Below are 11905 nucleotides of genomic sequence, written 5' to 3' on the forward strand. Positions count from 1 at the left end.
CGACCGCGTCCAGCCCTACCTCTAACACCCCCGAGGCACCGCCCGCTTACACACACAACTTGACAAGCTCGCGTGCGGCGCACGAAGTCGTCCAGCTGGTCCACGTGGTTCTTCGCCAGCTGCGGCAGCTTCACGTCCGCATGCCGCGCACCCCGCACCGCCGCCTCCGACAGGCTCTCGAAGATCGGCTTGAACTTCCCCACCTCAATCACCCCCGAAGTTCAACGCCTGGAAATCCGAGAAGAACCGCGACGTCACCGTCTGAATATCCGCCCCATGCATCTTCATATCCGCCTGCGCCTGCTCCAACGCCGCCAGATCCGCCGAGAACTCATCCGAATCCCCGCCCTGAGCCTCCACCATCGGCGCATCCAGAATCGCGTCCACCACCGCCGGCAGCTGCTCCCCCAACGGCTCGATCACCATCGGCGCCAGCTGATTCAACAGCTGCTCCACCACCACATCCACCGCCGCATTCAACAGCTTCTTCTTGATGATCAGCATCGCCCCCGCACCCGCCGCCGTGAACGGATTCGTCAGCATCGCCACCAACGCGATCATCGTCGTGGTCACATCCGCGATCACCTTGATCTTCAACGCGAAGATCGCATCCGCACCCACATCCATCGCCGACGCCGCCGGCGGCATCAGATCCACCAGCTTCTGCAGATTCTGCGAACGATTCGCATTCCACGCCGCCACATACGCCGGACCCGCCTGACCCACCATCGCCCCGGCCAGATCACCATTCACCTTGCGATCCACCGCCTGGATCGCCGACTCCAGATCCGACCCATACGCCCGCAGCAGATCCGCCCCCCGGCGCACCTCGTCCTCATCGATGTCCGGCCACTCGAAGCCCAGCTTCTCCATGACCCACACCAACTCGTTCGGCAACATCATCCCCACGGCGCCACCTCCTGGGTCGACTGTACGGAGGGGGCACGGAACCGACCATGGGCACCGCATCCCCGGTGCGACCTGCCCATGTCGTGCCGCTCAGTCCCCCGGTCGGTCGATCTCGATGCTCACGAACCGCGAGTCCGGGATGGCCTTGACGGTCACGGTCGCGCCGTCGAGCGATCCGAGCTCCAGGCCGAGCCGCTGCTCGAGCTCCACGCGGCTGAGCGCCCGCAGGTCGCCCGCCTGCGACGCCGGCGCGAGGAACCTCATGTCCCCCTCGGCCTTCGCACCGTACTCGTCCGGGCTGCTCTGGCCGATCGCGTCCTCGTAGAGCTCCTCGCGGATCTGGCCGGGCACCTTCTTCGGCACGCCCTTGACCTCGTCCAGCACGTCGCCCGGCACGGCCTTGAGCTCCTTGGCCACGGACGTGCCGGCGTCTCGGAACGGGTCGTAGTCGTCGGACCGGTGGCGGGGCCGGTGGTCGAGCGACGCCAGGCCGCGCGCCACGTCCTCGCGGACGTCGTAGTCCTTGCGGTGCGACGTCGGCCCCTTGCCGTCGCCGCGGTGCTTCGCCTCGCCGGCCGCGCGCCGGTCGAGGCCGCGGATGGCGTCGGCGTCGGCGCGGTGCTTGCCTCCGCGCTTGCGGAACGCGCCGGCGAAGCCCTGCTTGAACTCGCGGCCGGCGCCGTCCACGGCGTCGACGATCTCGCGGATCACGACCTTCAGGCTGCTCATGTCAGGCTCCCGAGATCTGCAGGTTGGCGAGGTCGGCGAGCAGCTGATCGGTCAGCAGCTCGACGTCGGCGGCGTGCGCGTCCATGTCGGCGGCCGCCTGGTCGAGGGCCTCGAGGTCGGCGTAGAACTCGTCGGCGTCGCCGACGGTCGCCTCGACGACCGGGGCGTCCAGCAGGGCCGCCACGAGCCCCGGGACCTTCTCGGCCAGGGGCTCGACCGCGAGCGGCAGCACCTCGTCGATCACCTTCTCGAGCGTCGCCTCCATGGCCATGTCGAAGAGCTTCTTGCGCGCGAGGATGAGGACGGCCGCGCCGCCCGCGCCGAAAGGGCCCGCCGCGAGGAGCGGGATCAGCTGCGCGAGCGTGATCGTGACGTCGGCGATCACCTTGATCTTGAGCGCCAGCACGATGTCGGCGGCGATGTCGATGCCGACCGCGGCCGGGCCCAGCACGTCCAGCAGCTTCTGGACGTTCTGCGACCGGTTCAGGTTCCAGCCGTTCACGTACGCCGCTCCGGCCTGTCCGCGCATCGCCGCGGCGAGCTCGCCGTTGATGCGGCGATCCGCGGCCTGGACGAGGGCCTCCATGTCGTCGCGGTACGCGCGCACCAGGTCCGCGGCGCGGCGGACCTCGTCCTCGTCGACGTCGGGCCACTCGAGCCCCATCTTGTCCATGATCCAGATCAGCTCGTCCGGCAGCATCATGCCCACGGCCCCACCTCCGCGGAGGACGTTACGGACTGCTCACGGTCGCGACCATGGGGAGCGCACCCCCGGGTGCCTCCTGCCCATGGAGGTCGGCCCGCCCGGGGTCCGTCACTCGTCTTCTGCGAGCAGCTCCCGCGCGCGAGCGCTCTGCCTCAGCTTGAGGAGCATGTACTCGAGCGCCTCGGACTCGTCGGTGAACGTGCGGAACGTGGCCGGCACGACCGTCGCCCGCTCGATCGTGAGGTAGACCGCCCACTCGGATCCGCGCGGCTCGAAGACGACCGCGTCCTCGTCGATCGACTCCTCGTCCAGGAACAGGGCGTCGACGAGACCCTCGTCGGCGATGATCTTCTTCAGCTCTGCGCGATTCATCGCGGGTGCTCCCGTCGTGGTCATCGGATCTCCCGGATCATCCCGAGCTGCTGCAGCAGGTTCGGGGAGAGCGGCAGCAGGTCCTGCACGGCGCCACCGGGCTCCCCGAAGGCCGGGGCGGCCTCGCCGCGCTGCACGCTCGTCATGTCCGTGAGGCTGCCGCCGTACTTGGCGAGCAGCGCGTCGATCTTCTCACGCGTCGATTCGCTGGCGTTCTGGTACGCGTCGGGAAGCTCCGAGAGGTCGCGCGTCCACTCGTACTGGTGGTACGCGCTCGGGTTCTCCTCGTAGGGAAGCGATCGCGAGCCGTAGGAGAACGGTCCGTCGCCGGGAACCGGAGACACGTAGCGGCCGCCGGGACCGCCGTAGCGGTCGAACACGTCGCCTGCGCGGGGCGTGTGATCGTGCTTGATCGGGTCGCCGTTGCCGTCGAGCCGGAAACCCCCCTTCGGCGCCTGGCTCCAGTCGATCTTGCCGTCGGGCGTCAGATTGGACGGCTTCGGCACCAGCTCGTCGCGCTGGGCGTGCAGCGGCAGGTACCCGCGGCCGCCGGTCACCCGGGGGCGGCCGTCCGCACGATGCGACGGCTCGTACCGGTCCTGGCCGCGCACCTTGCGCACGACGTCCTTCAGGTGATCGCTGTGGTTGTCGCCGAGCTGGTGGAGCCGGGCGTCGGCGTGACGGAAACCGCGGAGCACGGCCTCCTTGACCTCCCGGATGACGGGCTTGATGGACATCAGTCGTCACCCCCGAAGTCGAGCGCCGAGAACTCCGCGAAGAACGTCGACGTCACCTGCTGGATGTCCGCGCCGTGCATCATCATCTCGCCCTGCGCCTGCTCCAGGGCTTCGAGGTCCGCGTAGAACTCATCCGAGTCACCCGCCTGTCCCTCCACCATCGGCGCGTCCAGGATCGCATCCACGAGCGCCGGCAGCTGCTCCGCCATCGGCTCCACGACGAGCGGAGCGAGCTGGTTGATCAGCTGCTCCACCACGATGTCCACGGCCGCATTGAGCAGCTTCTTCTTGATGATCAGCATCGGACCCGCGCCCGCCGCCGTGAACGGGTTGGTCAGCATCGCCACCAGGGCGATCATCGTCGTGGTCACATCCGCGATCACCTTGATCTTGAGCGCGAGGATCGCGTCCGCCGCGACGTCCATGCCCGAGGCGGCGGGGGACATGAGGTCGAGCAGCTTCTGCAGGTTCTGCGACCGGTTGGTGTTCCACGCGCTGACGTACGCCGGCCCGGCCTGGCCCCGCATCGCGCCCGCGAGGTCGCTGTTCACCTTGCGGTCGACCGCCTGGATCGCCGATTCCATGTCCGACGCGTAATTGCGCAGCAGAACGGCGCCCTTGCGCACCTCATCCTCATCGATGTCCGGCCACTCGAAGCCCAGCTTCTCCATGACCCACACCAACTCGTTCGGCAACATCATGCCCACGTGAAGACCTCCCCGCTCGAGGGTAGGCGGGGCGGCGCCGGCGTCACCATGGGGACAAAGACCCGCGGTCGCGCCGCGTCTACGGCGCCGGCGCCCACTGGACGGAGTCGTGGGTGAGGGGCGCGACCGGCCCGGATCGGCCGGCGACGCCGGTCACGTCGCGGTCGGCGATCGTGATCCGGGGGTTCGCGGCGAGCGGCAGGGCCACGGCGGCCCGCACGATGGTCGCCTCGATCGCGGCGCGCACGTCGCGCGCCTCGTACACGTCGGCGGTCCGCGCGAGCCGCGCGATCAGCTCGTCGCGCTCGGGGTCGGCGTGCCGCGTGATCGACGCCGCGCCCTCCGCGCCCCACTGCGCGGCGATCTCGGCCGGGGTCTGCGGGACGGGCACCCGCGCGATCGCGGCGTCCCAGTCGCGGTCGGCGAGCGCCGCGGCGTAGTCGTCGCTGCCGCAGTCGGCGATGCCCCACCCCGCCTCGGCGCCCGCGTCGCGCAGCGCCGCGAACGCGCCGGAGGCGAACGCGCTGCGGCGGTCGTAGAGCACGCAGACCCGCGTGCCCGGAGCGACGCCGACGGCCTGACGCTCCTCCTCCGGCTGGCCCGCGGGCTCGCCGAGCGTCTGCGCGAAGCCGGAGTCCTCGTTCGCGATGTCGTACGCGCGGGATCCGGGCGCCGTCACCATCGAGGTCGAAGGCGGGTACACGGACGCCCACCCGCCCGCCCCGCGCTCCACGAGGTCGCCGCGGGGCACGCCGTGCAGGAACGCGGTGCGCACCGCGTGCTGCGTGAAGATGCCGCCGGGATTCAGCATCAGGGCCCAGACCGTGCCGTCGTGCTGGGCGTCCACGGCGAAGTCCGTCCGCTCCAGCTCGCGGATGGGAGCCCGGTTCTCCGAAGTGGGCGCCACCTGCACGACGTCCAGCTGCTCGCCGATCGCGGCGACCGGGTCGTCGCCCGGCGGCGCCAGGCGGACGCGGGCGAACTGCGGCGTGGGCGCTCCGCGATACGACTCGTTCGGCACGAGCACGACGCTCTGGCCCGCCTCGTCCTGCTCCACCTCCTGCACGCGGAACGGACCGCTCGACAGCAGCAGGTGCGGGGGCAGCTCGCCCGAGGGATCGAGCGCGAAGCCCTCGTTCCACACGTCGGCGAGCCGCTCGAGCGCGTCGGCGTCGCCGTCGCGGACCGCGGCGATGACCGCCTGCTTGGCCTCCATGTCGTCGTCGAGTCCGAACGCCAGCCGCCCCGCGACGTGCGCCGGCACCGACACCGCCAGGGCGTGCTGCCAGTCCACGACCGGCTCCTCGAACGTCACCTCGATCGCGCGGGCGAACTCGTCGACCGCGGGCGGTGCGGCCGAGCGACGCAGCCCGCTCGGCACCGCGTCGAACCACGGCACGCCCGGCACCGGCCGGTAGACCCCCTCCGCATCGCGATGCGCCTCGGGGTCGAAGGACTCCGGGGCGAAGAAGCCGGACGCCGCCGCCCAGCCGAGCAGGAGGTCCGCCGCGTCGAGCGGGATGCCGTCGGACCAGGACGGCTCCGCGAGGTCGTACCGGACGGTGAACGGATCGTCATCGACGATCGTGACGGAGCCGAAGCCCTCGTCCGGGACCAGCTCGCCGTCGATCAGGTCGCCGAAGCCGGCGCGCGTCAGCTCCGCGACGTCGAGGTCGCCGGGCGTCGCGTGCGCGACCGCCTGGGCGTTGACGCCGGTCAGCTCGCCGGTCCATCCGACGACGATCTCGGAGCCGGGGACGACCGTCGCGGGCTGGGCGGGCGCGCAGGCCGCGAGGCCGGCGGCGAGCGCCAGGGCGAGCGGCGCCGCGACGGCGCGGTGTGCCGTCATGGCTCCGCCGCTACGCGAGGTCGGCGCTGTCGTCGTTCTCGGCCATGGCGCGGTAGGGCTCGCTCTCCTCGCTCTCGAGCCACGCGCGCGCGTGCTCGATGAGCACGGCCGGCGACTCCTCGGCCTCCTGCGCCGTGGCGAACGGCCCGAGCACCTCGTCAGAGGGGCGCTCGTCCGCGCGCTCCACCAGCTGCGTCCGCAGGTTGTACCAGTAGTAGGTCTGTGCCCCGCTCATATCCCGATCCTATTCAGCCCCAAGAGGAGAGGCCGTGGCGCCGGTCGTCGCGACCGGCACCACGGCCTCCGGTGTCGTCCTCGGCTCAGGCGCCGCCGGCCATGCCCGCGTCGGTGTCGCGGATCTGGTCGGCCATCTTGTCGAGCGCGTCGGCCATGTCGTTCACGGCCTCCGACGCGTCGTCCAGGCTGCTCGTGAGCTCCTGGTAGGCGGTCTGGTAGGCGCCCGAGGCGTTCTCGGTCTTGAAGCCGTCCTCGACCAGCTCGTCGATGATGCCCTGCAGCTCCTTCAGCGTGTCGCCGATGCTGCTGCGGCCGTCGCGCAGCTTCGCGGCGGCGCCTTCCATCTCGCTATAGGTTGCACCGAAATCGTGTCCGGCCATGAATTCCTCCCAGCGGTTCTTCGTTCAGGCCCCCATGGCCTCCTGCGATGAGGCTAGCCAACCCGCAAGCCCTGGCCCACGGGGAGCCGTACCCAGGGCATCAGTCCCCATGCGCGGGCGCGACGGGGGCGCCTCCCGCGGCGCCGGCGGGGGCCGGATCCGCGGCCCGCCGCGCCCGTCGCGACTCGGCGGCCGCACCGGGGTCGGCGGGCTCCGAGGCGGGGCGCTGCGCGGGCGCGGGCGGCGTCGCGGGCGCATCCTCGGGCACGAAAGGCACCTGCATCGTGACGGCCTGGCCGGCCTGCACGAAGATCCCTCGCCCGGCCGGGAAGTCGCTGCGTTTGACCCGCCCGAACGGCATCTTGAAGATCGCATCGCCGTCGTAGGTGTCGGGCTTGAGCACGATGCCCTGGCGGCCGACCTTCCACTCGCCGAGCACGCCGATGCTGCCGCTCGCGCGACTGATGTCGGCCTCGCCGACGAGCAGGTGGTCGCTGTCCGCGACGGCCTGCAGCAGCGCGCGCATGGGACGGTCCGCGGCGCCGTCGGCCAGGTGCGGGATGTCCTCGATCACGATCATGATCCGGTCCGTGGTGGCCTCGTCCGCGACCAGCGCGGTCAGCTCGGTCGCGAGGTCCTTCTCGTCCTCGGGCCGCGTCGCGCTGCGGACCCACGGGCGGAAGTCCTTGAGCTGCGCGCGGCGGCTGCCGAAGTGGTATAGCTTCACGTCCGGATCGAAGCGCTCCATCGCCACCACCAGCGCCTTGAGCGTGTTGGTCTTGCCCGACGCCGGCGGGCCGGCCACCACGAAGGACCCCAGCGGCTCGAAGCCGCGCGCGCTGAGCGTGTCGTCGGCGATGCCGAACACGGGCAGCCCGTCGACCGTCGCGGGCACCTCGTCGGTGCGGACCTCGAGGGGCAGGGCGCCGATCTCGGGCAGGTCGCGCACGCCCTGCGCGCGCAGCCGGTCGCCCAGCTCCGTGAGGATCTTCGTCTGCTCCACCGCGTTGGGCGTGCCGCCGAGCACCGCGATCTGCGCCTCGTGCCCGTCGATGATCGCGCGGCCCGGCACGGACTGGTCGTCCAGGATGTCGCGGGGCGTGCCCAGAAGCATGTACTGGCTGGGCTCGGCCATGCGCAGCACCACGCGGCGCGAGATGTTCGCCGACACGGCGCTCGGCACGGCGTTGCCGCGGTCGGCCGTGATCACGGTGTGCACGCCGAGCGGACGTCCCTCGCCCAGGATCCGCAGGAACGTCCGGTAGAACGGTCCGCGCCCCGCCGCGACCTCCCAGTCCTTCTTGAACTCGGGGTAGTTGTCGATCAGCAGGATGATGCGCGGCATCGACGGGTCGACCAGGTCGCGGTACTCCTGCACGGTGGCCGCCCCCGCCGCGGAGAACGCGCTCGCGCGGCGGTCCATCTCGCCGTCCAGGGTGCGGAACAGGCGCTGGATGCGGTCCACGTCCGCGCCGTCGAGGACCGAGCCGACGTGCGGCAGCCGCGTCAGGGAGCCGAGGGCGCCTGACGCGAAGTCCAGGCAGTACACCTGCACGCGGCCCCTGTCGGGGCGCATGCCCGCCGCGGTGGCGATCGTCTTGAGCACGGTCGACTTGCCGGATCCGGACGTGCCGTACACGACGAGCGAGCCGTCGCGATCCGGGACGAACGCGGCGGCCTCCTGAAGCTGACGCTCGGGCACGTCCACCATCGCCATGGGGATGCGGCCGTCGCCCTCGACGGCGATGTCGCGCAGATCGACGACCGGGGCGAGGTCGTCGAGCCAGGGGCGGCGCGGGCGCGGCAGCGCCGCGACGTCGGCCGCGCGGATCACCGTGCTCACGATGCGCTTCTGGTCGTTGGGGCCGAGGTCGTGCTCGTGCGCGTCGGACTCGGCGGGACGGTCGGGCTCCCACTCGGCGGTGGTGCCGAAGCCGAGCTGGGCCACGCGCACCTCGACCGGCACCGTGTCGTCGGTCGACGTCCATCCGCCGGCGTAGGCCGACTGGAACGGGACGAGGCGACCGGGGCCCGTCTTCGCGATCGCGCGGCCGGGGATCGACGGCGGGAAGGTCGCGGCGATCTCGTCGTCGACCACGTCGCGCGAGTCCGACTCGTCGGCCATGCGCAGCGCGATGCGGAGGTTGGTGTTGGCCCGCAGGTTGTCCTTGATCACGCCGGCCGGGCGCTGCGTCGCCATGATCAGGTGGATGCCGAGGGATCGACCGCGCTGGGCGATGTCCACCACGCCGTCCACGAACTCCGGCACCTCGTTCGCCAGGGCGGCGAACTCGTCGATCACGAGCACGAGCGCGGGCGGCGTCTCGGGGTCCTGCCGCTTCTCGAGCTCGAGGAGGTCCTTGGCCTTCTTGCGGTTGAACAGGTGCTCGCGGTGGTGCAGCTCGGCGCGCAGGCTGGTGAGCGCGCGCCGCACGAGGTGCGGGCTGAGGTCGGTGACGAGACCCACGCAGTGCGGCAGGTCGACGCAGTCGGCGAAGGCGGAGCCGCCCTTGTAGTCGACGAACAGGAACGTGACGCGGTCGGGGCTGTGCGCCGACGCCATGCCGAGGACCCACGCCTGCAGGAACTCGGACTTGCCGGCGCCGGTGGTGCCGCCCACCAGGGCGTGCGGGCCCTGGGACCGCAGGTCGAGCGTCATGGCGTCGGTCGCGCCCTGGCCGATGATGGCGCGCAGCGACCCGGCCTTCTTCAGGCGAGGGCGCGGGCCTGGGGCGCGGTCGATGATCGTGTTGTTCTGACGCCACCGCTCGATCACGGCGTGCGGGTCCTCGGCGATCTCCTGGCCGACGAGCGGCAGGAACATCACCGAGTTGGGGATGTCGGACGCGTCGTGCACGACCGTGCTGGCGTCCACGACGGGCGCGAGCCGGCGCGCCAGCATCTGCATGTAGCCGTTCGAGACGCCCTCGACGCGCACGTGCTCGAGCAGGTCGCCCGTGCGGACGAGGCCGACGCGCGCGTCGTCCAGGCCGCCCGTGACGTCGATGTAGCTGCGGCACACGGCGGGCAGCGACTCGACGGTCGGCGAGATGAAGACCGCGTGCACGCCGTGGTCGGCGCCGCGCTCGAGCACGTCGGTCAGGCGCGCGCGGTCGACGGGGGCGTCGCTCGTGACGAACACGATGACCGAGACCCGCGGCCGCTGCGCGTGGTCGTTGGCGGCGCGCGCGACGTCGGTGCCGTAGACGAGCGGGTTCCAGTCCTCCTTGAACGGGCCGCGCGGCTCGGAGGATCCCCCGCTCGCGCGCAGCACGTACTCCTCGAGCGCGCTGAGCAGGGCGGTGGAGGTGGGCGCCGAGTCGGCGAGCGCCTGGCTCTTGAAGGAGCTGGTCTCGCTCGTGGTGTGCGGCAGCCACTTGATCCAGTCGAGCTCCTCGGTCCACGTGGTGTCGGCGAACGCGACCGTGACGACCTCGTTGGGCGCGTGCAGGCCGAACAGCTGGACGGCGATGCCCCGCATGGTGTCGGCCACGGGCGCGTGCGGGCCCGCGATGCCGATGGATCCGGCCGCGGGGAGCGTGTCGAACACGGGCACGTCGTCGACGTCGGCGTACCGCTCGCGCAGCCGCTCGACGCGCTCGATGTACTCGGGCAGCCCGTCGGGCTGCTCGAAGTCGCCGATCGTGTTCCGCGCGGGCAGGCGGCACGTGCCGAGCCGCAGCGCGAGGAAGTTCCAGTGCTCGGGGCGGCGGGTCCAGAGCATGGGGCCGAGGCGCATGGCGTGCTCGAACACCTCCGCGACCGGCGGGGCCTCCTCGTTGCGGGCCCGCTCCTCCTCGGGCTTGCCGCGGAAGAGGTCCTCCTCGAGCTTCTCGAACTGCCGCTCGAACAGCAGGAACTCGTGGTTCGTCTGCTTCCTGCTCTGGACCGACTGGTTGATGATGTTGCCGAGCGCCATGAGCGGGGTCATGACGATCATCAGCAGGGCGCGCGGGTTGCCGTTCATCGAGTACAGCGCGATGCCCATGATGATCGGCGCGATCAGGATCGGCCACGGGAACAGGCGGCCGATCTTCTCGGTGGGCAGGCGCGGCGCCTTGAACGCCGTGCCGGGGTAGCGCACCTCGACGCGGGGGCTGCGGTTGAACAGCAGCCCGCCGCCCCGCTCGAGCACGGGGTCGCCGTCCGCCGTCCCGTCGAACGCGCGCGCCAGGTACAGGACGAGCGTCGTGGCCCCGATCACGAAGGGCTTGCCCGGCTCGATGCGCACGCGCTGCACCGAGACGCCGTCGACGATCACGCCGTTGGCCGAGTTGAGGTCCACCAGCTCCGCGTGCGCGCCGAGTTCGAGGCGGGCGTGGCGCTTGGACACCATGGGGTCGGCCAGCACGACGTCGTTGGCCGCGTCGCGTCCGATGAAGACGTGTCCCGCGGCGACGCGGAACTCCTGGCCGGCGAGCGGGCCGTCGGTCGCGCGCAGCACGCCCACGGCGTCGCGCTGCCCCTCCGGCAGCGACGGGATGTGGTGCGGGCCGAGGTTCACGATGGAGGCCGCGAAGCCGGATCCGATCGGGGCCTCGCCGATCGGCACGTCCGGCTGCAGCGGCTGGAGCGCCTCGCCCGTGGGAGGCGCCACGGCGAGGGTCAGGACGTCGGCCTCGGAGGCCGCGACCGTGCGCGCCGGGTCGGCCTCGGCGATGTAGCGGGCGACATCCCCCGCGGTCGCGGTCGAGTCCGTCGTGACGACGATGTCGACCGGCTCCACCCCCTGGCGGTGCAGCGTCAGCTTGAGCCTCATGCGTCATCCTCCGTCTGCGTGCGCGCCGTCATACTCGCTCCACCGCCGCCGTCCTGTCGCCGATGCGGACCACGTCGCCGGCCGCCGCGATGGCCGAGCCCCCGGGCGCGAGCGGGTGCTCGACGCCGCCGCGCGAGACCGCCGTGCCGTTGGTCGAGTGGCAGTCGACGATCTCGAGGCCGCCGTCGACGGGGCGGACCAGCGCGTGCGTCTTGGACAGCGAGCGGGTCTCGTCGGCGATCGCGACCGCCTGCGCTCCGGCGGCGACGCCGGAGGCCTCGGGCCGGCGCCCCAGCACGATCGCCTGCGACACCAGGACGTGCTGGCCGTCGTCGAAGCGCAGCAGGAACCGGGCCGGCTGCCTGACCGGGGCGGCCGGGGCGACGGCGGCCCCGATCAGCACCTCGACGGGCGGCTCCGGCGCGGGGCGCGCGGGCGCCGCGGGCGGCGCGGGCTACGGCCTCCTGGCGTGGGGAGCGCAGCTTGTTCCCGGTGCGGCCGAGGTCGCGGAGCTCACCGG

The 11905-nt window shown here is 71.8% G+C and carries 11 protein-coding genes; all 11 read right to left on the reverse strand.

Annotation, left to right across the window (positions count from 1 at the left end):
* Window positions 1–204: 204 nt before the first annotated feature.
* Window positions 205–903 (reverse strand): WXG100-like domain-containing protein, encoded by a 699-nt coding sequence (locus ACYVGN_RS08050; protein ID WP_460790008.1) that lies wholly within the window; start codon window positions 901–903, stop codon window positions 205–207.
* Window positions 904–999: 96 nt separating this feature from the next.
* A complete protein-coding gene (locus ACYVGN_RS08055; RefSeq protein WP_460789997.1) occupies window positions 1000–1638 on the reverse strand; it encodes a hypothetical protein in 639 nt (212 codons plus the stop codon).
* A 1-nt stretch (window position 1639) separates the two neighbouring features.
* Entirely contained in the window at window positions 1640–2341 is a 702-nt protein-coding gene (locus ACYVGN_RS08060) for a WXG100-like domain-containing protein (protein WP_460790010.1), read from the reverse strand.
* Between the two features lie 111 nt (window positions 2342–2452).
* Window positions 2453–2716, reverse strand: coding sequence for a hypothetical protein (locus tag ACYVGN_RS08065; protein WP_460789998.1), 264 nt, complete (start codon window positions 2714–2716; stop codon window positions 2453–2455).
* A gap of 20 nt (window positions 2717–2736) precedes the next feature.
* Window positions 2737–3453 carry a TNT domain-containing protein gene (locus ACYVGN_RS08070; protein ID WP_460790000.1) on the reverse strand — a complete coding sequence of 239 codons (717 nt, stop codon included), beginning with the start codon at window positions 3451–3453 and terminating at the stop codon, window positions 2737–2739.
* Window positions 3453–4154 carry a WXG100-like domain-containing protein gene (locus ACYVGN_RS08075; protein WP_460790012.1) on the reverse strand — a complete coding sequence of 234 codons (702 nt, stop codon included), beginning with the start codon at window positions 4152–4154 and terminating at the stop codon, window positions 3453–3455. Before ACYVGN_RS08075 ends, ACYVGN_RS08070 begins: the two co-directional genes overlap by 1 nt.
* An 85-nt stretch (window positions 4155–4239) precedes the next feature.
* Entirely contained in the window at window positions 4240–6009 is a 1770-nt protein-coding gene (locus tag ACYVGN_RS08080) for an ABC transporter substrate-binding protein (RefSeq protein WP_460790001.1), read from the reverse strand.
* Between the two features lie 10 nt (window positions 6010–6019).
* On the reverse strand, window positions 6020–6244 hold the full coding sequence (locus tag ACYVGN_RS08085; RefSeq protein ID WP_055987878.1) for a hypothetical protein: 225 nt from the start codon (window positions 6242–6244) through the stop codon (window positions 6020–6022).
* A gap of 85 nt (window positions 6245–6329) precedes the next feature.
* A complete protein-coding gene (locus ACYVGN_RS08090) occupies window positions 6330–6626 on the reverse strand; it encodes a WXG100 family type VII secretion target (RefSeq protein ID WP_230667624.1) in 297 nt (98 codons plus the stop codon).
* A gap of 100 nt (window positions 6627–6726) precedes the next feature.
* Window positions 6727–11385 carry an FtsK/SpoIIIE domain-containing protein gene (locus ACYVGN_RS08095; RefSeq protein WP_460790004.1) on the reverse strand — a complete coding sequence of 1553 codons (4659 nt, stop codon included), beginning with the start codon at window positions 11383–11385 and terminating at the stop codon, window positions 6727–6729.
* A 28-nt stretch (window positions 11386–11413) separates the two neighbouring features.
* Entirely contained in the window at window positions 11414–11788 is a 375-nt protein-coding gene (locus ACYVGN_RS08100; protein ID WP_460790006.1) for an FHA domain-containing protein, read from the reverse strand.
* Between the last annotated feature and the right edge of the window lie 117 nt (window positions 11789–11905).

It is taken from the genome of Microbacterium lacusdiani (assembly GCF_054779895.1).